Below are 22,051 nucleotides of genomic sequence, written 5' to 3'. Positions count from 1 at the left end.
GGAAAACACCATGAACGCGAAAGTCTGGCTGGTGGGCGCGGGCCCCGGTGATCCTGAACTGCTGACATTAAAAGCCGTACGTGCCTTGCGCGAGGCCGAGGTGGTACTGATCGACGATCTGGTCAATGAGGCGGTACTTGAGCACTGCCCTGCTGCACGGATCATCGCGGTCGGCAAACGCGGTGGCTGTCGTTCGACGCCCCAGGCGTTCATCCATCGGCTGATGCTGCGTTATGCCCGTCAGGGCAAATGCGTGGTGCGGCTCAAGGGCGGCGATCCGTGCATTTTCGGGCGTGGGGGTGAGGAAGCGCAGTGGTTGCGTGAGCGCGGGGTCGAGGTGGAGCTGGTCAATGGCATCACCGCCGGACTGGCTGGCGCGACCCAGTGTGATATTCCGCTGACGCTACGCGGCGTGGCCCGGGGCGTGACGCTGGTCACGGCCCACACCCAGGACGACAGCCAGTTGAATTGGCGGGCGCTGGCGCAAGGCGGGACGACGCTGGTGATTTACATGGGAGTGGCGAAGCTCGGCGAGATTCGCGAACAACTGCTGGCAGGCGGTATGGCGGCGAATACGCCAGTGGCGATGATCGAGAATGCCTCGTTGCCAGGGCAGCGCGAATGCCGCAGTGATCTGACAGCGATGGAAGACGATGCCCTTGGTTTCCAGCTCAAGAGCCCTGCGATTCTGGTCATAGGCGCCGTTGCAGCGGCTGCGACCCAGGTCGATTCGATTGGCTGGGCAGCCGATCGACTGGCCTGACAATTCCGGCTTCACCAAATCGCAGGCAAAGAAAAGCCCGGCATAAGCCGGGCTTTTCTCGGAGCGGCAGCTAATTACTTAGCTTGAGCTTCAACCTGCGCTTCTACGCGACGGTTAACCGCACGGCCAGCTTCAGTTTTGTTGTCAGCAACTGGGCGGGATTCGCCGTAGCCGATCGACTGAACGCGGGACGATTCAACACCGTACTGGTTGGTCAGAACTTGCTTAACGGCGTTTGCACGACGCTCGGACAGTTTCTGGTTGTAAGCGTCAGGACCGACGGAGTCAGTGTGACCTTCAACAGTAGTGGTGGTGGATGGGTACTGCTTCATGAAGTCAGCCAGGTTTTTGATGTCGCCGTAGCTGTTTGGCTTCACAACCGACTTGTCGAAGTCGAACTTGACGTCCAGCTCAACACGAACAACTTCAGCAACTGCAGGGCAGCCATCAGCGTCAACAGTTACGTTGGCTGGGGTGTCCGGGCACTTGTCAACGTTGTCGCACACGCCGTCGTTGTCGCTGTCGGAGCAGACTTCAGCTGGTGCTGGAACTGGAGCAGCAGCTGGCTTGGAGCCGCCACCGAAGTTCACACCGATACCGACGCTAGGAGCCCACTCGGTGTCGCCCTGGTCGATGTTGTACTGAGCTTCAACGCCAGCACGGGCGTAGAAGTTGTCGGTGAAGTACAGCTTGGCACCGGCGCCCAGGTTGGCGAAGGTGGAACGGTTGCGACCGTTCGAACCGTTCTGGTCGATGCTCTGGTCAGAGAAACCGGCCGAAACGTATGGACGCAGCATGTCGCCTGGGTTGTTGAAGTGGTACAGAGCGTCCAGAGCGGTGTTGGCGCCCTTGACGTTCTTGCCATCGTCGGCACGCACGTTGTGCACTTCGTCGTAGCCCAGACGCAGTTCAACGTCGTCGGTCAGGAAGTAACCGATCGAACCGCCGAACAGGTTGCCGTTGTTCTTGAAGTTACGAGCGCTGTCGAATTGTTCTTTCTTTGCGAAGCCTTCGATTTCAACTGCGCCTTGGCCTTGTGCCAGAGCGCCGAAAGAAGTGGCGGCAATCAAAGAACCAATGGCCAAGCCCAAGGTGTTTTTCAGTTTCATCCGTTAAATCCCCATCTGGTGATTGTGAAGCAGTCCCGCAAACCGGGGGACAACTCGGCGGCAAGTCTATCAGAACTTGCCTACACGTAAGAGATATTTGCGCCGAACTAAGTTTCAGCAATGCCTGCAAATTTCTCACGCAATTTATCAAGAGCGCGTTTGTAACGCATTTTTGTCGCACTCAAACCCATGTGCATGATGTCTGCGATCTCCTGGAACTCCAGCTCTGCGACAAATCGTAGCACCAGAATTTCCCGGTCAATCGGGTTCACATACACCAGCCAGCGATCCAGTCCGCCCTTCTCCTCGGGTTTCGGCGCCTTTTCTTCGGACGCTTCCTCAAGGGGGTCAAGACTCAGTGCGTCCATCAAGCGACGCTTTCGCCGTTCCTTCCGATACTGTGTGATGCATTCGTTGTAGGTGATGCTGTACAGCCATGTCTTGAACTTCGATTTCCCCTCGAAGTTCTTCAGCCCGTACAGCACCTTCAACATCACTTCCTGACAGACATCGTCTGCATCGCGATCGTTCCCAAGATATCGTGCGCACACGTTAAATAATGTCCGCTGGTAACGCCGCATCAGTTCTTCATACGCACGCGTCACGTGAAAAAGCTCGGTATGCGAGCGCGCGACCAACTCCTCATCAGAGAGCTCGCGGGGGTCGTAGCGCGTGGATAGCGTTTGGGCTTTATTCAAAACAAGTCGTGCCGACAGTCAGGTCAATGTCCACCGCAGCCAGCGACAGCTGGCATTTTGCGGCGGCATACATTAGCAGGGTTTGCCGGGTTAGCGGCTACTCACATGCTGCTCCAGCAGGATCCGATTGGAGAGAGAGACTAGCTCACCCTCATCGGTCAGCAATGTGGTCTTAACCGTGCCGATCTCTTCAATCTGGCCTTCGACCTCGCCAATACGCACTTGTTGCCCAACCTCATACAACTCACGCACATAGATTCCCGCAAGAATCTGACCGGCAATTTCCCGGCTTCCCAACCCCATGGCCAGCGCAACCGCCAGACCAACGGTAATCAATACGATCACGATCACATGGTTCAGCAGATCGGTCTTGACCTCCAGCTGACTGATCGCGACCGAAATGCTGATGATGATCACCAGGCCCTGGGCAATTCGCCCAAGGCCAGAAGCGTAGTCCAGGCCTACGCCTTCTGCCGCCCCGCGAACCAGGCCATTGGCCAGTTGCGCGAGCAGGACACCGACCAGTAACACAAGCGCCGCACCGAATACCTTCGGCAGATACAGCGCGAGCATATCAAGCGTAGCTGAAACTCGCTCAAGTCCAAGGGATTCTGCTGCCGAAACCAGAAAAATCAGCAGAACGAACCAATAGACGATTTTACCGATCAACGTGGAGATCGGCACTTGCAGCCCCGCGCGGGACATCAATTTGGTCAGGCCGGTGCCGCCCATCAGGCGATCAAGCCCCAGTTTGGCCAGCAATTTGGACAGCAAGGTGTCCAGCAGCTTGGCCACGACAAAACCCAACAGCAGCACAACCAGTGCGCCGAACAGGTTCGGAATGAAATTAGCGACTTTGGTCCACAACGCAGTCATTGCAGTGACGAGGCTCTGAGTCCAGAGATCAAGTTCCATATTCAATCAGCCTTATCAGCAGTGCGAGCGGTAGGTTTACGGAGACGGGAGACCGGCGCGACATGGGCCGAGCCGTTATTCAGGGCGATCATCAGCGCGGGCAGCCAGCGGCCCAGCAGGCTGAACAGATCGCCGGCGCCAACCTGGCGGTTGGCGGTTTTGAGTACGCGGCCCAGACAGGCATCGTCGTCGCGGCTGGACGGCGAGGCGTTGAGCATGTCGCGCAAAGACTGTTCAAACGGATCGTGCATACGCACCTCTCGTGATGTCTGTGAAAGACGCGGGCAAATTTGGTCGGGTCACATGGCGCATCGTCAGACCCAGCGCAATCGGCGGAACAACCACCATTGTCCGAACGCCAGGGCGAGCACCGTCAGGCAAGCGATCAGGAAACCATAAGGGCTGCTCGAGAACGGAATGCCGCCGACATTGATGCCCAGCAGACCGGTAATAAAACTCATCGGCAAGAAGATGCAGGTGATGATGCCGAAACGATACATCGTGCGATTCATGTGCACGCTCAAGCGCCGGTCCTCGGCCTCCAGCACAAGGCCCACGCGCTCTCGAGTCAATTCGAGCTCTTCGAGATAACGGGTCAGGCTGTTGTTCAATTCGTTCCAGTAGTCGGCATCGTCATCAACGAACCACGGCAGTTTTATCCGCGTCAGCTGTCCGAAAATATCCCGCTGCGGTGCCAGAAAACGCTTCAGTCCGGCGGCCCGGCGACGGATGTGCAAAATGGCGCCGTGCTCGGGGGTATACCGTTCGTCGGCATCCAGTTTTTCTTCCTCTTCATCGACCACTTCGGAGAGGCAAGTCACCAGATCCTGCACCTTGTTGGTGAGGAATTGCGCCAGATACAGCATCAATTCGGACGAGGTTTTCGGCCCCTTGCCCTCGCCCAGCATCACCAGCAACTCGTCAGTGGCGCGCAAGGGACGCAAGCGCAAGGAAATCACCCGCTGGGCGGAGGCAAAAATCCGCACCGACACCATGTCTTCCGGCTCGGCACCGGGGTTGAGATTGACCCCGCGCAAAAACAGCAGCAGCTCGGAATCCGGCAGCGGCAACAGGCGTGGGCGGGTGTTTTCTTCCAACAGCAGATCACAGGTGAACTCGTTAAGCCCACTGGATTTGCGCAGCCAGGTCTGGGTCTGCGGGTGACTGCGATCCCAGTGCAGCCACAGGCTTTCATGAGCCTGCAGCTGCAGATCGTCGAGATCAGTCCGGGCTATCGAACGCGCACCGCCTTTACCGTCCAGCACCAGGGCATGCACCAGCCCCCATTGCGCGTTTTCTTCCTCGAACATCCTCACCCCTGTGATTACCGCGATTTATTCAGGCATTTTCAGCGGACTTGGCGAGATGATCACGCCATTGTTGTCCGCATAGATGTACTGACCGGGATGGAAGGTCACACCCGCGAAGGTCACCGGCACATTGAGGTCGCCGAGACCGCGTTTTTCAGTCTTTTTCGGATGGCTGGCCAGGGCCTGCACGCCAAGATCGGTCTGGGCGATGACGTCCACATCACGGATGCAGCCGTAGATGACCAGCCCTTCCCAACCGTTTTTCGAGGCTTTCTCGGCGATCATGTCGCCCAGCAGTGCGCAGCGCAGCGAGCCACCGCCATCGACCACCAGCACCTTGCCGTTGCCCTTGAGCTCGGCTTGTTCCTTGACCAGCGAGTTGTCTTCGAAGCATTTGATGGTCACGATTTCGCCACCGAACGAATCACGGCCGCCGAAATTGCTGAACATCGGTTCCAGCACCTGAACCAGCTCCGGATAGGCGTCGCACAGGTCAGGCGTAAGGTAATGGTTCATCGAAAAACTCCTGTAACAAGGAAGACGATCAAGGATGTCGCACTCTTTTGAAACGAGTTCCGGCGGTCGCTGTTTACCTTAGCCCATGTCATGGTCGCTGAACGAACCTGAACACAGGCTGAAACGTAATAGCGAAACAGTCACTAAATATGACCAGAACCGTCTAATGCGTCATATCTTAGCCGCAAGCCGACGCGAACGAAATGCCCTTTTCAGGGCGCCGCGTTCAGACCGCTGCCGCCAGATCCGGCTTCTCGCCAAGCAATGGCGTGTGCTGATCTGCCAGCCAGCGCGCCACCAGCGGCCAGACCTCAGCCTGCGCCGCCTTGCTGACCAGCATCTCGACATGACCGAACTGATCGTTGAAGCCCTGCTCTCGGCCCAGATTGATGAACTGCTTGTGCTCGGAGCCAATCTGTTCGAACAGCTTCCGGCAGGCCCAGGCCGGATCCTGATGATCCCCCGCCGCGCTCACTGCCAGCACCGGCACCTGCACATCGGCAAGACCTGCCCACCAATCCTTGTCCTTGTCGCCGAAACGGCCGAACAGCCCGTACCAGCGCATGCTTTCCAGCGCCAGACCGATTGGCTCGTCCTCGGGGCCGCGCTTGAGCCGCGAGCCGGACAACTGGGCAAAACGCTTGAGAATGAAGCGCCCGCTCCATTCCACCGGCGGAATCTTCAGCGGCCAGTACGTACGGCTGACCTGGGTGCCGAAAAATGCCGCCGACGCCACCGCCGGCTCGCCGAGGTATTCGCCGCCCAGCGCGGCCGCCAGCGTGATGCCACCCAGCGAGTGGCCGATCCAGTGCGGAATCTGCCCGCTCTGCTCACGGACGAACGCGGCGATGGCCGGCAGATCGTAACGGGCATAGTCGGCGACGCGGTTGCGACGGTAGTCCTCGTTGCGCTGGGACAAGCCGTGACCGCGCATTTCCGGGATCCACACATCGAAGCCCAGTCGCGTCAGATAGGCGCCCAGGCCCAGGCCTTTTGGCGAAAACCAGAAGCGCCGGTTGGAAAAACTGCCGTGCAGCAAGATCACCGGCACGCCGCGCGACGCCGGCTCATCGGCCATGCCGAGACGGGTCACCGCGATTTCCACGGACCAGTCAGGGCTGTTGCCCGGTTTCAAACGGTAAACGTCTTCGCTCAGATCACCGCGTCGCTCGGCGCTGATCAGGGCGACAGGAAATAGGTTGCTGCTGCTTTGCATAATGCTCTTGCACAAAAAAGGGCGGCATCCGGAGAGCTCGCCCTACTTCAATCTTAAAGCCCCGACCCGGTTCAACGGGCCGGGGCTTCATTCACGGCTTATTCCGCCGCCTGGCCTTCGGCAAGGAAGAACCAGGTTTCCAGCACGGTGTCCGGGTTCAGCGACACGCTTTCGATGCCCTGCTCCATCAGCCACTTGGCCAGGTCCGGGTGGTCCGAAGGACCCTGACCGCAGATGCCGATGTACTTGCCGGCCTTGTTGCACGCGGCAATCGCGTTGGCCAGCAGCTTCTTGACCGCCGGATTACGCTCGTCGAACAGGTGCGCGATGATCCCGGAGTCACGGTCCAGACCCAGTGTCAGCTGAGTCAGGTCGTTGGAGCCGATCGAGAAACCGTCGAAGAATTCGAGGAATTCTTCCGCCAGGATCGCGTTGGACGGCAGTTCGCACATCATGATTACGCGCAGACCGTTGTCGCCGCGCTTGAGGCCATTCTCGGCCAGCAGATCCACCACCTGGCTGGCTTCGCCGAGGGTGCGGACGAACGGCACCATGATTTCGACGTTGGTCAGGCCCATCTCGTTGCGTACGCGTTTCAGCGCACGGCACTCGAGTTCGAAGCAGTCACGGAACGATTCGCTGATGTAACGCGAAGCGCCACGGAAGCCCAGCATCGGGTTTTCTTCTTCCGGCTCGTACAGTTTGCCGCCGATCAGGTTGGCGTATTCGTTGGACTTGAAGTCCGACAGACGCACGATGACCTTCTTCGGTGCGAACGCAGCGGCCAGGGTGCTGATGCCTTCAACCAGTTTCTCGACATAGAAACCGACCGGATCGTCGTAACCGGCGATGCGCTTGTCGACGCTTTCCTTGATGTCCTGCGGCAGACCGTCGTAGTTCAACAGCGCTTTGGGGTGCACGCCGATCATGCGGTTGATGATGAACTCCAGACGGGCCAGGCCCACACCGGCGTTCGGCAGCTGCGCGAAGTCAAAGGCGCGGTCCGGGTTGCCGACGTTCATCATGATCTTGAACGGCAGCTCCGGCATGGCGTCCACGGAGTTTTTCTTGATGTCGAAGCCCAGCTCGCCTTCGAAGATGTAACCGGTATCGCCTTCGGCACAGGACACGGTCACGCCCTGGCCATCCTTCAGCAGTTGGGTGGCGTTACCGCAACCCACGACCGCAGGAATTCCCAGCTCACGGGCGATGATCGCCGCGTGGCAGGTACGGCCACCACGGTTGGTGACGATGGCGCTGGCGCGCTTCATGACCGGCTCCCAGTCCGGGTCGGTCATGTCGGAGACCAGCACGTCGCCCGGCTGGACCTTGTCCATCTCGGAGACGTCCTTGATGATCCGCACCTTGCCGGCGCCGATGCGCTGGCCGATGGCACGGCCTTCCACCAGCACGGTGCCAGTTTCTTTCAGCAGGTAACGCTCCATGACGTTGGCCTGGGTGCGACTTTTCACGGTTTCCGGACGGGCCTGCACGATGTACAGCTTGCCGTCGTCACCGTCCTTGGCCCACTCGATGTCCATCGGGCAGCCATAATGCTTCTCGATGATCATCGCCTGTTTGGCCAGCTCGCTGACTTCAGCGTCCGTCAGGCAGAAGCGCGCGCGCTCGGCCTTGTCGACATCAACGGTTTTCACGGAACGACCGGCCTTGGCCTCGTCGCCGTAGATCATCTTGATGGCCTTGCTGCCCAGGTTGCGGCGCAGGATCGCCGGGCGACCGGCCTCCAGCGTGCCCTTGTGGACATAGAATTCGTCCGGGTTCACCGCACCTTGTACGACGGTTTCGCCCAGGCCGTAGGCGCCGGTGATGAACACCACGTCACGGAAGCCGGATTCGGTATCGAGGGTGAACATCACGCCGGCGGTGCCGGTTTCCGAACGCACCATGCGCTGCACGCCGGCCGACAGGGCGACCAGCTTGTGGTCGAAGCCCTGGTGCACGCGGTAGGAAATGGCGCGGTCGTTGAACAGGGAAGCGAACACTTCCTTGGCCGCGCGGATGACGTTTTCCACGCCACGGATGTTCAGGAAGGTTTCCTGCTGACCGGCGAACGAAGCGTCCGGCAAGTCTTCGGCGGTGGCGGAGGAACGCACGGCCACGGCCACGTCAGGATTACCGGCCGACAGCGCGGCGAACGCGGTGCGGATCTCGGTGTTCAGTTTTTCAGGGAATTCGGCTTCCATGATCCATTGGCGGATCTGGGCGCCGGTCTTGGCCAGGGCATTGACGTCATCGACGTCCAGCGCATCGAGGGCCTTGTGGATCTGATCGTTCAGGCCGCTCAGTTCCAGGAAGTCGCGATAGGCTTGCGCCGTGGTGGCGAAGCCGCCGGGGACCGAAACACCGGCACCGGCCAGGTTACTGATCATCTCGCCCAGGGATGCGTTCTTGCCCCCCACATGCTCAACATCGTGTTTGCCGAGCTTATCGAGGGAAACTACGTACTCTACCAAGGTGATCTCTCCACTAACTGTGTTGGAAAAGCTCAGAAACCGGCGGCTCGGGGGAGCGTTGGCCGGCTGTATGGCCTGGACCTGGAAAATAAGTGAGAATGCGGGCCAATGGCGGCCGGCAAATCGCGCCTATCATATCCAGAAATGCTCATTAGCTTAAGGCCCAAGGTGCAAATGAAACGATCTGCTTTCTTTATCTCCGATGGCACCGGTATCACCGCCGAAACCCTGGGTCAAAGCCTTCTGGCGCAGTTCGAAAACATTACCTTCAGCAAATTCACGCGACCGTACATCGACAGCGTTGAAAAAGCGCGGGCCATGGTACAACAAATCAACAAAGCCGCTGAAACCGACGGTTTCCGGCCGATCATCTTCGACACCATCGTCAACCAGGACATCCGTGAGATTCTCGCAACCTCCAATGGTTTCATGATCGACATTTTCTCGACGTTCCTCGCTCCGCTCGAACAGGAACTGACCGAGCATTCTTCCTACACCGTCGGCAAATCCCACTCCATCGGCCACAACTCCAATTACATGGAGCGGATCGAGGCGGTGAACTTCGCCCTCGACAACGACGACGGCGCCCGCACCCACTATTACGACAAGGCCGACCTGATACTAGTGGGCGTGTCGCGTTGTGGTAAGACACCGACGTGCCTGTACATGGCGATGCAATTCGGCATCCGCGCAGCCAACTATCCGCTGACCGAGGACGACATGGAGCGCCTGCAACTGCCGGCCGCCCTGCGTGCTCACCAGCACAAGCTGTTCGGCCTGACCATCGACCCGGACCGCCTTACCGCGATCCGCAACGAACGCAAGCCCAACAGCCGCTATTCGAGCTACGCCCAGTGCGAGTTCGAAGTGCGCGAAGTGGAAAACCTGTTCCGCCGCGAGAACATCCCGCACATCAACTCCACGCATTTTTCAGTGGAAGAGATTTCCGCGAAGATCCTCGTGGAAAAAGGTGTGGAGCGGCGTTTCAAATAGATTTGTAGCGCCCTTGCAGCCGCCATCGCTGGCAAGCCAGCTCCCACAGGGTTTTGTGGTGTACGCAGATTTTGCATTCACAACGAAACCCTGTGGGAGCATGGCTTGCCAGCGATGAACGATAACGCGGTCTCTCAGATAACAAACCAATCGACAAACCGGTTCACCGGCGTGGCTTCAAGCCGCGCCTGATCCTTGCACAACGCCAGAATCTCCCCGCTGCGCTGCCCGGTGAAACGGGTGGCCAGATTTGCCCTGAACTTGTCCTCCAGCAACGGAATGCCCTCGGCGCGACGCCGGCGATGGCCGATCGGGTATTCCACCACCACGTTTTCCGTGCTCGAACCGTCCTTGAAAAACACCTGCACCGCGTTGGCAATCGAGCGTTTGTCGGCCTCCAGGTATTCGCGGGTGAAGCGCGGATCTTCGACGATGACCATTTTCTCGCGCAGCACATCGATGATCGGATGGGCCTTGTGGAAATCATCTTCGTACAGCTCCGCCACCAGATTGCCGAACGCCAGCGGTACGGCGGTCATGTACTGGAGGCAGTGATCGCGGTCGGCGGCGTTGGCCAGCGGCCCGACCTTGGAAATGATGCGGATCGCCGATTCGTGGGTGGTGATCACGATCCGGTCGATTTCATGCAGACGGTTGCGCACCTGCGGGTGCAGGGTCACGGCGGCTTCGCAGGCGGTTTGCGCGTGAAACTCGGCGGGGAAGCTGATCTTGAACAGCACGTTTTCCATCACGTAACTGCCGAACGGTCGCGAGAAGCTGAAGGTGCGTTTGTCTTCGGGTTTGAGCGCCAGATCGTTGTTGGTGTGGCTGAACAGAACGTCGTAAAAGCCCCACTGTCTGGCACTCAAGACGCCGGGAATGCCCATTTCGCCGCGCATCGCGATATTCGCCAGCCGCACGCCCCGGCTCGATGCATCCCCTGCCGCCCAGGATTTACGCGAGCCGGCGTTTGGCGCATGGCGGTAAGTACGCAACGCCTGACCGTCGGCAAACGCATGGGACAACGCCGATAACAGCTGCTCACGGTTGGCGCCCATCAGCTTGGCGGTCACGGCAGTCGAGGCGACTTTCACCAGAATGACGTGGTCGAGGCCTACACGATTGAAGGAGTTTTCCAGCGCGATCACGCCTTGAATCTCGTGGGCCATGATCATGGCTTCGAGCACATCGCGCACCGTCAGCGGCGCTTCACCATTGGCCAGACGCTTTTGCGACAGGTGATCGGCCACCGCGAGAATTCCGCCGAGGTTGTCCGACGGATGCCCCCATTCGGCGGCGAGCCAGGTGTCGTTGTAATCGAGCCAGCGCACGATGCAGCCGATGTCCCACGCCGCTTTCACCGGGTCGAGGCGATAGGAGGTGCCAGGGACTCGGGCGCCGAATGGGACCACGGTGCCTTCGACGATTGGGCCAAGGTGTTTGGTGCATTCGGGGAAACGCAAGGCCAGCAGGCCGCAGCCCAGGGTGTCCATCAGGCAGTTGCGGGCGGTGTCGAGGGCTTCGGCGGATGTGATTTTGTAGCTGAGGACGTAATCGGCGATGTCCTGCAGGACATGGTCGTAGTCGGGGCGGTTGTTCAGGTCGACGTTGGCGCTCATGTTCGATTCACTCTTGAAAGTGGTTCGTTGATGGGACCTCGGTTCAGGGCTAATTTTCTTCTTATTGAAATGTGCATGGCGGTGAGAGCGAACGGGCTCGCTCTCACCGGTTGTTCATTAGAACGAGTCGCCAGGCACGCGGACGAAGCCCTCCATCAGCACGCGCGCACTGCGGCTCATGATCGCCTTCTTCACGACCCACTCACCATTTTCCAGACTAGCTTCTGCGCCAACACGCAACGTCCCGGACGGATGCCCGAACCGCACCGCATTACGCTCAACACCACCCGCCGCCAGATTCACCAACGTGCCCGAGATGGCCGCCGCCGTGCCGATCGCCACCGCCGCCGTGCCCATCATCGCGTGGTGCAGCTTGCCCATCGACAACGCCCGCACCAGCAGATCCACATCCCCGGCGCCAATGGCTTTGCCGCTGGACGCGACGTAATCCGCAGGCTTGGCGACAAATGCAACCTTCGGTGTGTGCTGACGCTTGGCCGCTTCATCCAGACTGGAAATCAGCCCCATACGCAAAGCACCGTAGGCACGAATGGTCTCAAACATCTGCAACGCTTTCGGATCGCTGTTGATCGCGCTTTGCAATTCAGTACCGGTGTAACCGATGTCTTCGGCGTTGACGAAGATCGTCGGAATACCCGCGTTGATCATCGTGGCTTTGAACGTACCGACACCCGGCACTTCCAGCTCATCGATCAGGTTGCCGGTGGGGAACATCGAGCCACCACCACCCTCTTCTTCCGCCGCCGGGTCCATGAATTCGACCTGTACTTCGGCGGCCGGAAAGGTCACGCCGTCGAGTTCGAAATCACCGGTTTCCTGGACTTCGCCGTTGGTGATTGGCACATGGGCAATGATGGTTTTGCCGATGTTGGCCTGCCACACGCGAACCACCGCCACACCGTTGTGCGGAATGCGACTGGCGTCCACCAGACCGTTGCTGATGGCAAACGAGCCGACCGCCGCCGACAGGTTGCCGCAGTTGCCGCTCCAGTCCACAAACGGCTTGTCGATCGACACCTGACCGAACAGGTAATCGACGTCGTGATCGGCCTTGATGCTTTTCGACAGGATCACGGTTTTGCTGGTGCTCGAGGTGGCGCCGCCCATGCCGTCGATCTGCTTGTCGTACGGATCGGGGCTGCCGATGACCCGCAGCAACAGCGCATCGCGGGCCGGGCCGGGAATCTGCGCGGCTTCGGGCAGGTCCTTGAGGCTGAAAAACACGCCTTTGCTGGTGCCGCCACGCATGTAGGTGGCGGGGATTTTTATTTGCGGTGCGTGAGCCATGGTGCTCCTTAACGAAGACATGGGACTTGAAGTCCCATGCCCACATCAGTTGATTTAAACGGCAACCGCCGACTCTTCAAGGAAGTCCTGAGCGAAGCGCTGCAACACGCCGCCAGCCTCGTAGATCGACACTTCTTCGGCGGTGTCGAGGCGGCAGGTCACCGGCACGTCGACGCGTTCGCCGTTCTTGCGATGGATCACCAGCGTCAGGTCGGCGCGCGGCGTGCGCTCACCGATCACGTCGTAGGTTTCGCTGCCGTCGATGCCCAGAGTCTTGCGGTCAGTGCCCGGTTTGAATTCCAGTGGCAACACGCCCATGCCCACCAGGTTGGTGCGGTGAATGCGCTCGAAACCTTCGGCGGCAATCGCTTCCACACCCGCCAGACGCACGCCTTTGGCCGCCCAGTCGCGGGACGAACCCTGGCCGTAGTCGGCGCCGGCGATGATGATCAGCGGCTGCTTGCGCTCCATGTAGGTTTCGATGGCTTCCCACATGCGCATCACTTTGCCCTCCGGCTCGACACGGGCCAGCGAGCCCTGCTTAACCTTGCCGTTTTCCACGACCATTTCGTTGAACAGTTTCGGGTTGGCGAAGGTCGCGCGCTGTGCGGTCAAGTGGTCGCCCCGGTGGGTCGCGTAAGAGTTGAAGTCCTCTTCCGGCAGGCCCATTTTCGCCAGGTACTCACCGGCAGCGCTGTCGAGCATGATCGCGTTCGACGGCGACAGATGATCGGTGGTGATGTTGTCCGGCAGCACCGCCAGCGGGCGCATGCCTTTGAGCGGACGCGCCCCGGCCAACGCGCCTTCCCAATACGGCGGACGGCGGATGTAGGTGCTCATTTCGCGCCACTCGTACAGCGGCGTGACTTTCGGGCCGGTGTCTTCATGGATGGCGAACATCGGGATGTAGACCTGACGGAACTGCTCAGGCTTGACCGAAGATTTCACCACCGCGTCGATTTCTTCGTCGCTCGGCCAGATGTCTTTCAGGCGGATTTCCTTGCCGTCGACCACGCTCAGCACATCTTTCTCGATATCGAAACGAATGGTGCCGGCGATCGCGTAGGCCACCACCAGCGGCGGCGAAGCGAGGAACGCCTGCTTGGCGTACGGGTGAATCCGGCCGTCGAAGTTGCGGTTGCCGGACAGCACAGCAGTGGCGTACAGGTCGCGGTCGATGATCTCTTGCTGAATCACCGGATCCAGCGCGCCGGACATGCCGTTGCAGGTGGTGCAGGCGAAGGCGACGACGCCGAAACCGAGCTGCTCCAGCTCCGTGGTCAGCCCCGCTTCATCGAGGTACAGCGCCACGGTTTTCGAGCCCGGCGCCAGCGATGACTTGACCCACGGCTTGCGGGTCAGGCCGAGCTTGTTGGCGTTGCGCGCCAGCAGGCCGGCGGCAATCACGTTGCGCGGGTTGCTGGTGTTGGTGCAACTGGTGATGGCGGCGATGATCACCGCGCCGTCAGGCATTTGCCCCGGCACTTCTTCCCACTGACCGGCGATGCCTTTGGCCGCCAGATCCGACACCGCCACGCGAGCGTGCGGGTTGCTCGGGCCGGCCATGTTGCGCACCACCGAAGACAGATCGAAGGTCAGGCCGCGCTCGTACTGCGCGCCTATCAGGCTGTCAGCCCACAGGCCGATCTGCTTGGCGTATTGCTCGACCAGTTGCACTTGCTGGTCTTCGCGACCGGTGAGTTTCAGGTAATCGATGGTCTGCTGGTCGATGTAGAACATCGCCGCCGTGGCGCCGTATTCCGGAGCCATGTTGGAGATGGTCGCGCGGTCGCCGAGGGTCAGCGCGGAAGCGCCTTCGCCGAAGAACTCCAGCCACGCGCCGACCACTTTCTGTTTGCGCAGGTATTCGGTCAGCGCCAGCACCATGTCGGTGGCGGTGATGCCCGGTTGCAGCTTGCCGGTCAGTTCGACGCCAACGCTTTCCGGCAGGCGCATCCACGAGGCGCGGCCGAGCATCACGCTCTCGGCTTCCAGACCACCGACGCCGATGGCGATCACGCCCAGCGCATCAACGTGCGGGGTGTGGCTGTCGGTGCCGACGCAGGTGTCCGGGAACGCCACACCGTCGCGCACCTGGATCACCGGCGACATTTTCTCCAGGTTGATCTGGTGCATGATGCCGTTGCCCGGCGGGATCACGTCGACGTTCTTGAAGGCCTTCTTGGTCCAGTTGATGAAGTGGAAGCGGTCTTCGTTGCGCCGGTCTTCGATGGCGCGGTTCTTCTCGAAGGCCTGCTTGTCAAAACCACCCGCCTCCACCGCCAGCGAGTGGTCGACGATCAGTTGCGTCGGCACCACCGGGTTGACCTGCGCCGGGTCGCCGCCCTGTTGGGCAATCGCGTCGCGCAGGCCGGCCAGGTCCACCAGCGCGGTCTGGCCGAGAATGTCGTGGCACACCACGCGGGCCGGGAACCACGGGAAGTCGAGGTCGCGTTTACGCTCGATCAGCTGTTTCAGGGAATCGGTGAGCGTGGCCGGGTCGCAGCGACGCACGAGGTTTTCCGCCAGCACGCGAGAGGTGTACGGCAGGGTGTCGTAGCTGCCGGGCTGGATCCCATCGACCGCCGCGCGGACGTCGAAAAAGTCCAGCGGCGTGCCGGGCAGGTTCTTGCGAAATTCTGTGTTCATCGGTCAGGACTCGGTCACGGTGATAACAAAAAGGTGGGGCCTGACACCGATACTGAAATCACACCTAAACCTGTGGGAGCTGGCTTGCCAGCGATGACTGAGTCACATCCAACATCGATGCTGACTGAACCACCGCTATCGCTGGCAAGCCAGCTCCCACAGGGCCCTCGGTGAACCTCTGGATCAGTGTTTAGCCATCACCATTCAGCGACGTTCGATTGGCACGAACTTGCGCTGTTGAACGCCGGTGTACTCGGCGCTTGGACGGATGATGCGGTTGTTGGCGCGCTGTTCGAACACGTGCGCTGCCCAGCCGGTCAGGCGCGAGCAGACGAAGATCGGGGTGAACAGCTTGGTCGGGATGCCCATGAAGTGATACGCCGAGGCATGGTAGAAATCGGCGTTGGGGAACAGTTTCTTCTGTTCCCACATGGTCTTGTCGATGGCCTCCGAAACCGCGAACAACACCTTGTCGCCCACTTCGTCGGCGAGTTTTTTCGACCAGCCCTTGATCACCTCGTTGCGCGGATCGCTGTCCTTATAGATCGCATGGCCGAAGCCCATGATCTTGTCCTTGCGCTCCAGCATGCCGAGGGTGCCCTTGACCGCCTCTTCCGGCGACGAGAAGCGCTCGATCATTTCCATCGCCGCTTCGTTGGCGCCGCCGTGCAGCGGGCCGCGCAGCGAGCCGATGGCTGCCGTGACGCAGGAATACAGGTCGGACAGAGTCGAAGCACACACCCGAGCAGTGAAGGTCGAGGCGTTGAATTCGTGCTCGGCGTAGAGGATCAGCGACACGTTCATCACTTTGACGTGCAGCTCGCTCGGCTTCTTGTCGTGCAGCAGGTGCAGAAAGTGGCCGCCGATGGACTGCTCGTCCGTCACGCAATTGATGCGCTTGCCGTCGTGGCTGAAGCGATACCAATAGCACATGATCGCCGGGAAAGCGGCCAGCAGGCGGTCGGTCTTGTCGCGTTGTTCGGAGAAGTCTTTCTCCGGCTCGATGTTGCCCAGGAACGAGCAACCGGTGCGCATCACGTCCATCGGGTGGGCGTCGGCGGGGATGCGTTCCAGCACTTCTTTCAGCGCTTGCGGCAGGTCGCGCAGCTTGCTCAGCTTGCCTTGATAGTCGGCGAGTTGCGCCTTGGTCGGCAGCTCCCCGTAGAGCAGCAGGTACGCCACTTCTTCGAATTGTGCGTCGGCTGCCAGTTCGCGCACGTCGTAACCGCGATAGGTCAGCCCGGCACCGGCCTGGCCCACGGTGGACAGTGCGGTTTGCCCGGCGACCTGGCCCCGGAGCCCGGCGCCACTGAGTACTTTTGCTTCGGCCATTGTTGTCTCCAATCTTGAATTTATTAGGGAGTACGGTTGCGGCTTACTTCTTAGCCGCAAACAACGCGTCGAGCTTCTGCTCGAAAGTGTGGTAATCGATGCGATCGTAAAGCTCCATGCGAGTCTGCATGGTGTCGATGACATTCTGCTGAGTGCCGTCGCGACGGATCGCGGTGTAGACGTTTTCCGCAGCCTTGTTCATCGCGCGGAACGCCGACAGCGGGTACAGCACCAGCGAAACGTCGGCGCCGGCCAGTTGCTCGGTGGTGTACAGCGGCGTCGAGCCGAATTCGGTGATGTTGGCCAGAATCGGCGCTTTCACGCGGCTGGCGAACAGTTTGTACATCTCAAGCTCAGTGATGGCTTCCGGGAAGATCATGTCGGCGCCGGCCTCGATGCACGCGGCGGCGCGATCCAGTGCCGATTCCAGACCTTCAACGGCCAGCGCATCGGTGCGGGCCATGATCACGAAGCTGTCGTCGGTGCGGGCATCGACGGCGGCCTTGATGCGATCGACCATTTCCTGCTGGGTCACGATTTCTTTGTTCGGACGGTGGCCGCAGCGCTTGGCGCCGACCTGGTCTTCGATGTGAATCGCCGCCGCGCCGAACTTGATCATCGACTTGACGGTGCGGGCCACGTTGAACGCCGACGCGCCGAAACCGGTGTCCACGTCCACCAGCAGCGGCAAGTCGCAGACGTCGGTGATGCGGCGCACGTCGGTCAGCACGTCATCCAGGCCGGTGATGCCCAGGTCCGGCACGCCGAGGGAGCCGGCAGCCACCCCGCCACCCGACAGGTAGATCGCCTTGAAACCGGCGCGCTTGGCCAGCAGCGCGTGGTTGGCGTTGATCGCGCCGACCACTTGCAGCGGATGTTCGCTGGCGACCGCATCGCGGAAACGCTGGCCTGGAGTGCTCTTGCTGGAACTCATGACTCACCTCGTTCAGTGGCTGTCTTATTGTCGGCGCCGTCCTGGTAGTGACGGGCGATGTTGCGTTTCGAGGCGCCGATGTGACGGCGCATCAACAATTCCGCGAGCTCGCCGTCACGGTCGGCGATGGCATCGAGAATCCGGTGGTGTTCGGCAAAGGCCTGGCGCGGGCGGTTGGGCGTGGTGGAAAACTGGATGCGGTACATGCGCACCAGTTGATAGAGCTCGCCACAGAGCATTTGCGTGAGGGTGCGGTTGCCGCTGCCCTGGATGATCCGGTAATGAAAGTCGAAATCGCCTTCCTGCTGGTAGTAGCCGACGCCGGCCTGAAACGCCGCATCGCGCTCATGGGTTTCCAGCACCCGGCGCAGTTCGTCGATTTCATCGACGCTCATGCGCTCGGCCGCCAGACGGCAAGCCATACCTTCGAGGGATTCGCGGATTTCGTAGAGTTCGAGCAATTCGGCGTGGCTCAGCGACACCACCCGCGCACCGACGTGCGGTACACGCACCAGCAGGCGCTGGCCTTCCAGACGATGGATCGCCTCGCGCAGCGGCCCGCGGCTGATGCCGTAGGTGCGCGCCAGTTCCGGCTCGGAGATCTTGCTGCCCGGGGCGATCTCACCTTTGACGATGGCCGCCTGAATGCGCCGGAAGACGTTTTCCGAGAGCGTCTCGGAATCGTCACCGCTGATCACCGGGGGATCGAGTTGATCCAGCATATTGTCGACACCTTCAAATCCAATGCGGCAAAAAGTAGCGAATCAGCCCGCATCAGTCAAAGGATAAATCTAGATTGTCGACAATTGTCTAATAAGCCTGCGTATCAACCCCAAGGGTTATAGACCGGTCCCGGCGCTGGCGCCATAAAACCACCGTGCTAGAATGCCGCCCGCATTTGCGAGTCATTTGCACGGCTTGTCATAAAAAGCTGATAGGCACACGAAGGCGCATGGGCAGACAGGATTTCCTGATGCCATGGCCCTGAACCGAGAACGGAACGCTGCTCGCCAGGATTTATGAGACTCAAGCCCTTCCCCACATTCTTTGCACTGTTTTGCCTGCCCGGCCTCGCCGCGGCGGGGGAAAAGACCGTGTACGGCCTCAACGAATACGCTGCGCTCGACGGGATCAACCTGGAAGTGGCGGCGAAACTCGACACCGGGGCGAAAACCGCCTCCCTGAGCGCCCGCGACATCAAACGCTTCAAACGCAACGGCGAGTCCTGGGTACGTTTCTACCTGGCCATCGACGCCGCGCATTCGCACCCGATCGAACGGCCGCTGGCCCGGGTCAGCAAGATCAAGCGCCGCGCCGGCGACTACGATCCGGAAGAAGGCAAGAAGTACACCGCCCGCCCGGTGATCGAGCTGGACATCTGCATGGGTTCGGCAATGCGCAGCATCGAAGTGAACCTGACCGACCGTAGTGCGTTCCAATACCCGCTTTTGATCGGCTCCGAGGCGCTGAAACGCTTCGATGCGCTGGTCGATCCCAGTCTTAAATACGCTGCCGGCAAACCCGCCTGCGCCATCGCCGCTCATACCGCCGAGTAATTTCCATGCGTTCTCTAACCTTCCACCTGAAAGTCCTGATCACCATCCTGGTGTTGCTGGGCGTTTCGGTTACGGCCTATCAGATTTTCGTGCTCGGCATCCCGGTGACCGAAGACGCCACCGACGACCTGTGGAACATCGACGCCAAGGTCGAGTTCGTCGCCAGCACCAAGGATCCGGTGAAGATCCAGATGTTCGTGCCGCCCCTGAGCCGCGATTACGTCAGCCTCAATGAAAGCTTCATCTCCAACAACTATGGCGTGGCGGTGAACCGTGTCGACGGCAACCGCAAGGTCACCTGGTCCGCACGCCGGGCCAAGGGCAACCAGACGCTTTATTACCGTCTGGTGCTGACCAAGCGTTACACCGCCGAAAAAACCAAGGTCAAAGGCCCGACGTTCCGCGACAGCATGGCCATCGAAGGCCCGGAAAAGATCGCCGCCGAAGCCCTGCTCGCTCCGATCCGCCAGCACTCGGCGGACGTCGAGACCTTCATTGGCGAGGCGATCAAACGCGTCAACAACGTCAACGACGACAACGTGAAACTGCTGCTGGCCGGCGATCCGTCGACGCCGCACAAAGCCAAAATCGTCGAACTGCTGCTGTCCATCGCCCACGTACCGGTGGAAAAAGTCCACACCATCCGTCTCGTCGCCGATCAGCCGCAAACCCCGGAACTGTGGCTGCGCAGCTTCAATGGCACCGACTGGCTGTACTTCAACCCGGAAACCGGCGAACAAGGCCTGCCGACCGATCGCCTGCTGTGGTGGAGCGGTGATGAAAACCTGATCACCGTCGACGGCGGCAAGAAAGCCAACGTGACCTTCAGCCTGAACAACAGCGAGATGAACGCAATTCGTCTGGCCAAGCTGACCGACGAGAATACCGACGCCAACTTCCTCGAATATTCGCTGTACGGCCTGCCACTGCAAACCCAGCAGACCTTCATGATCATGGTGATGATCCCGATCGGCGTGCTGGTGATCCTGATCCTGCGCAACCTGATCGGCCTGCAGACTCTCGGCACGTTCACACCGGTGCTGATCGCTCTGGCCTTCCGCGAAACGCAACTGGGCTTCGGCATCCTGCTGTTTACCGTGATCACCGCGCTCGGGTTATCGCTGCGCTCGTATCTGGAACACTTGAAGCTGCAAATGCTGCCGCGCCTGTCGGTGGTGCTGACGTTCGTGGTGGTGCTGATTGCGGCGATCAGTCTGTTCAGTCACAAGCTCGGTCTTGAGCGTGGCCTGTCGGTGGCGCTGTTCCCGATGGTGATTCTGACCATGACCATCGAACGCCTGTCGATCACCTGGGAAGAACGCGGTGCAAGCCATGCCATGAAAGTGGCGATCGGCACGCTGTTCGCGGCGTCCCTGGCGCACCTGATCATGACCGTTCCGGAGCTGGTGTACTTCGTGTTCACCTTCCCGGCGATCCTGCTGATTCTGGTGGGCTTCATGCTGGCCATGGGTCGCTATCGCGGCTACCGCCTGACTGAACTGGTGCGTTTCAAGGCTTTCCTGAAGAAGGCTGACGCCTGATGTTCGGTTTCTGGAAGACCTGGAAGGCCCTGGAAGCCCGGGGCATCATGGGCATCAATCGGCGTAACGCCGACTACGTGCTCAAGTACAACAAGCGCAGCCTGTACCCGATCGTCGATGACAAGATCATCACCAAGGAACGCGCGATCAAGGCCGGCATTCACGTGCCGGAACTGTATGGCGTGATTTCCACGGAGAAAGAAATCGACAAGCTCGGCGAGATCATCGGCGGGCGCAGCGACTTCGTGATCAAGCCGGCCCAGGGTGCCGGCGGTGACGGCATCATCGTCATCGCCGACCGTTTCGAAGGCCGCTATCGCACGGTATCGGGCAAGATCCTCAGCCACGAAGAGCTGGAGCATCATATTTCCAGCATCCTCACCGGCCTGTATTCGCTGGGCGGCCACCGTGATCGGGCGCTGATCGAGTATCGGGTGACCCCGGACCAGATCTTCAAGAGCATCAGCTACGAAGGCGTGCCGGACATCCGCATCATCGTGCTGATGGGGTACCCGGTGATGGCGATGCTGCGGCTGCCGACCCGTCAGTCCGGCGGCAAGGCCAACCTGCACCAGGGCGCCATCGGCGTCGGGGTCGACCTGGCCACCGGCCTGACCCTGCGCGGCACCTGGCTGAACAACATCATCGCCAAACACCCGGACACCACCAACGCGGTGGACGGTGTGCAATTGCCCTACTGGGACGGATTCATGAAGCTTGCCGCCGGTTGCTATGAGCTGTGCGGCCTGGGTTACATCGGCGTGGATATGGTGCTGGACCAGGAAAAAGGCCCGCTGATTCTGGAGCTGAATGCGCGGCCGGGGCTGAATATCCAGATTGCCAACGATTGCGGACTGACGTTGCGTACCCATGCGGTGGAAGCGCATCTGGAAGAGCTCAAGGCGCGAGGGGTGACGGAGTCGGTTGAAGAGCGGGTGGCGTTTGCTCAGGAGTTGTTTGGGCATATTCCGGCAGTTGAGGGCTGACTTCTCTTTCATGATCGTTCCCACGCTCCGCGTGGTAACGCCGCCATGGACGCTCTGCGTCCACTGTGACGCTGAGCGTCACGGGATGCATTCCCACGCGGAGCATGGGAACGATCAAGTCGCGTGGTTCTG

The 22,051-nt window shown here is 60.2% G+C and carries 19 protein-coding genes; 5 read left to right on the top strand and 14 right to left on the bottom strand.

Translation table 11 applies throughout. The features are described 5' to 3' along the window. Positions 1-10: 10 nt before the first annotated feature. Positions 11-763, top strand: a complete 753-nt coding sequence (gene cobA, locus ACTJK7_RS02560) for a uroporphyrinogen-III C-methyltransferase (protein ID WP_108560503.1) — start codon at positions 11-13, stop codon at positions 761-763. A 74-nt stretch (positions 764-837) separates the two neighbouring features. Here the strand turns inward: cobA and ACTJK7_RS02555 are convergent, their stop codons facing one another. From ACTJK7_RS02555 to ppsA, 8 genes are all read right to left on the bottom strand, one after another. Further along, on the bottom strand, positions 838-1,872 hold the full coding sequence (locus ACTJK7_RS02555) for an OmpA family protein (RefSeq protein WP_011333252.1): 1,035 nt from the start codon (positions 1,870-1,872) through the stop codon (positions 838-840). Between the two features lie 107 nt (positions 1,873-1,979). Then, positions 1,980-2,570 (bottom strand): RNA polymerase sigma factor SigX, encoded by a 591-nt coding sequence (sigX, locus tag ACTJK7_RS02550; RefSeq protein WP_011333251.1) that lies wholly within the window; start codon positions 2,568-2,570, stop codon positions 1,980-1,982. Between the two features lie 90 nt (positions 2,571-2,660). Then, the gene (locus ACTJK7_RS02545) at positions 2,661-3,485 is read right to left on the bottom strand and encodes a mechanosensitive ion channel family protein (protein WP_108560500.1); all 825 of its coding nucleotides are present in this window, start codon (positions 3,483-3,485) and stop codon (positions 2,661-2,663) included. Between the two features lie 2 nt (positions 3,486-3,487). Further along, a complete protein-coding gene (locus tag ACTJK7_RS02540; RefSeq protein ID WP_007951986.1) occupies positions 3,488-3,736 on the bottom strand; it encodes a hypothetical protein in 249 nt (82 codons plus the stop codon). A 63-nt stretch (positions 3,737-3,799) separates the two neighbouring features. Continuing rightward, positions 3,800-4,795: a zinc transporter ZntB gene (locus tag ACTJK7_RS02535; RefSeq protein WP_011333249.1), complete on the bottom strand. Its 996-nt coding sequence runs from the start codon at positions 4,793-4,795 to the stop codon at positions 3,800-3,802. A gap of 24 nt (positions 4,796-4,819) precedes the next feature. Next, positions 4,820-5,311, bottom strand: a complete 492-nt coding sequence (gene rraA, locus ACTJK7_RS02530; RefSeq protein ID WP_064594678.1) for a ribonuclease E activity regulator RraA — start codon at positions 5,309-5,311, stop codon at positions 4,820-4,822. Between the two features lie 226 nt (positions 5,312-5,537). After that, positions 5,538-6,527 (bottom strand): alpha/beta fold hydrolase, encoded by a 990-nt coding sequence (locus ACTJK7_RS02525; protein WP_011333247.1) that lies wholly within the window; start codon positions 6,525-6,527, stop codon positions 5,538-5,540. Between the two features lie 98 nt (positions 6,528-6,625). Then, on the bottom strand, positions 6,626-9,001 hold the full coding sequence (ppsA, locus tag ACTJK7_RS02520) for a phosphoenolpyruvate synthase (protein WP_103386412.1): 2,376 nt from the start codon (positions 8,999-9,001) through the stop codon (positions 6,626-6,628). Positions 9,002-9,175: 174 nt separating this feature from the next. Here ppsA and ppsR point away from each other — a divergent pair, with 174 nt between their 5' ends. Then, positions 9,176-9,994, top strand: coding sequence for a posphoenolpyruvate synthetase regulatory kinase/phosphorylase PpsR (gene ppsR / locus ACTJK7_RS02515; protein ID WP_011333245.1), 819 nt, complete (start codon positions 9,176-9,178; stop codon positions 9,992-9,994). Between the two features lie 134 nt (positions 9,995-10,128). Here the strand turns inward: ppsR and prpD are convergent, their stop codons facing one another. The 6 genes from prpD to ACTJK7_RS02485 all read right to left on the bottom strand — a co-directional run bounded on the left by prpD (position 10,129) and on the right by ACTJK7_RS02485 (position 18,555). Beyond that, entirely contained in the window at positions 10,129-11,613 is a 1,485-nt protein-coding gene (gene prpD, locus ACTJK7_RS02510) for a 2-methylcitrate dehydratase (protein ID WP_108560494.1), read from the bottom strand. Positions 11,614-11,730: 117 nt separating this feature from the next. Then, positions 11,731-12,921, bottom strand: a complete 1,191-nt coding sequence (prpF, locus tag ACTJK7_RS02505) for a 2-methylaconitate cis-trans isomerase PrpF (protein WP_064594670.1) — start codon at positions 12,919-12,921, stop codon at positions 11,731-11,733. A gap of 54 nt (positions 12,922-12,975) precedes the next feature. Then, positions 12,976-15,570: a Fe/S-dependent 2-methylisocitrate dehydratase AcnD gene (acnD, locus tag ACTJK7_RS02500; RefSeq protein WP_440780229.1), complete on the bottom strand. Its 2,595-nt coding sequence runs from the start codon at positions 15,568-15,570 to the stop codon at positions 12,976-12,978. Positions 15,571-15,774: 204 nt separating this feature from the next. Then, positions 15,775-16,902, bottom strand: coding sequence for a bifunctional 2-methylcitrate synthase/citrate synthase (gene prpC / locus ACTJK7_RS02495; RefSeq protein ID WP_108560489.1), 1,128 nt, complete (start codon positions 16,900-16,902; stop codon positions 15,775-15,777). Between the two features lie 43 nt (positions 16,903-16,945). Further along, the gene (gene prpB, locus ACTJK7_RS02490) at positions 16,946-17,836 is read right to left on the bottom strand and encodes a methylisocitrate lyase (RefSeq protein WP_064378741.1); all 891 of its coding nucleotides are present in this window, start codon (positions 17,834-17,836) and stop codon (positions 16,946-16,948) included. After that, positions 17,833-18,555, bottom strand: a complete 723-nt coding sequence (locus tag ACTJK7_RS02485; protein WP_323151101.1) for a GntR family transcriptional regulator — start codon at positions 18,553-18,555, stop codon at positions 17,833-17,835. The genes prpB and ACTJK7_RS02485 overlap by 4 nt, the downstream gene beginning before the upstream one ends. A 300-nt stretch (positions 18,556-18,855) precedes the next feature. On the opposite strand from ACTJK7_RS02485, the gene rloA reads away from it, so the two are divergent. The 3 genes from rloA to ACTJK7_RS02470 are packed head-to-tail and all read left to right on the top strand — an operon-like array spanning position 18,856 to position 21,919. Next, positions 18,856-19,392, top strand: coding sequence for a retropepsin-like aspartic peptidase RloA (gene rloA / locus ACTJK7_RS02480; RefSeq protein WP_011333239.1), 537 nt, complete (start codon positions 18,856-18,858; stop codon positions 19,390-19,392). 5 nt (positions 19,393-19,397) lie between these two features. After that, a complete protein-coding gene (gene rloB, locus ACTJK7_RS02475; RefSeq protein ID WP_039769978.1) occupies positions 19,398-20,933 on the top strand; it encodes an osmotic stress tolerance membrane protein RloB in 1,536 nt (511 codons plus the stop codon). Then, on the top strand, positions 20,933-21,919 hold the full coding sequence (locus ACTJK7_RS02470) for an alpha-L-glutamate ligase-like protein (protein ID WP_108560483.1): 987 nt from the start codon (positions 20,933-20,935) through the stop codon (positions 21,917-21,919). The genes rloB and ACTJK7_RS02470 overlap by 1 nt, the downstream gene beginning before the upstream one ends. Positions 21,920-22,051 lie beyond the last annotated feature (132 nt).

This window comes from Pseudomonas sp. 22085 (genome assembly GCF_052045815.1).
In the GTDB taxonomy this organism is placed as follows: Bacteria; Pseudomonadota; Gammaproteobacteria; order Pseudomonadales; family Pseudomonadaceae; genus Aquipseudomonas; species Aquipseudomonas glycinae.
Note: the sequence above shows the minus strand (reverse complement) of the source record. Positions and strands in the feature narration are given on the sequence as shown.

Coding starts and splice junctions, on each gene's coding strand:
- cobA (WP_108560503.1), top strand. CDS start 11: ATGAACGCGAAAGTCTGGCTGGTGGGCGCGGGCCCCGGTGATCCTGAA.
- ACTJK7_RS02555 (WP_011333252.1), bottom strand. CDS start 1,872: ATGAAACTGAAAAACACCTTGGGCTTGGCCATTGGTTCTTTGATTGCC.
- ACTJK7_RS02545 (WP_108560500.1), bottom strand. CDS start 3,485: ATGGAACTTGATCTCTGGACTCAGAGCCTCGTCACTGCAATGACTGCG.
- ACTJK7_RS02540 (WP_007951986.1), bottom strand. CDS start 3,736: ATGCACGATCCGTTTGAACAGTCTTTGCGCGACATGCTCAACGCCTCG.
- ACTJK7_RS02535 (WP_011333249.1), bottom strand. CDS start 4,795: ATGTTCGAGGAAGAAAACGCGCAATGGGGGCTGGTGCATGCCCTGGTG.
- rraA (WP_064594678.1), bottom strand. CDS start 5,311: ATGAACCATTACCTTACGCCTGACCTGTGCGACGCCTATCCGGAGCTG.
- ACTJK7_RS02525 (WP_011333247.1), bottom strand. CDS start 6,527: ATGCAAAGCAGCAGCAACCTATTTCCTGTCGCCCTGATCAGCGCCGAG.
- ppsR (WP_011333245.1), top strand. CDS start 9,176: ATGAAACGATCTGCTTTCTTTATCTCCGATGGCACCGGTATCACCGCC.
- prpD (WP_108560494.1), bottom strand. CDS start 11,613: ATGAGCGCCAACGTCGACCTGAACAACCGCCCCGACTACGACCATGTC.
- prpF (WP_064594670.1), bottom strand. CDS start 12,921: ATGGCTCACGCACCGCAAATAAAAATCCCCGCCACCTACATGCGTGGC.
- acnD (WP_440780229.1), bottom strand. CDS start 15,570: ATGAACACAGAATTTCGCAAGAACCTGCCCGGCACGCCGCTGGACTTT.
- prpC (WP_108560489.1), bottom strand. CDS start 16,902: ATGGCCGAAGCAAAAGTACTCAGTGGCGCCGGGCTCCGGGGCCAGGTC.
- prpB (WP_064378741.1), bottom strand. CDS start 17,836: ATGAGTTCCAGCAAGAGCACTCCAGGCCAGCGTTTCCGCGATGCGGTC.
- rloA (WP_011333239.1), top strand. CDS start 18,856: ATGAGACTCAAGCCCTTCCCCACATTCTTTGCACTGTTTTGCCTGCCC.
- rloB (WP_039769978.1), top strand. CDS start 19,398: ATGCGTTCTCTAACCTTCCACCTGAAAGTCCTGATCACCATCCTGGTG.
- ACTJK7_RS02470 (WP_108560483.1), top strand. CDS start 20,933: ATGTTCGGTTTCTGGAAGACCTGGAAGGCCCTGGAAGCCCGGGGCATC.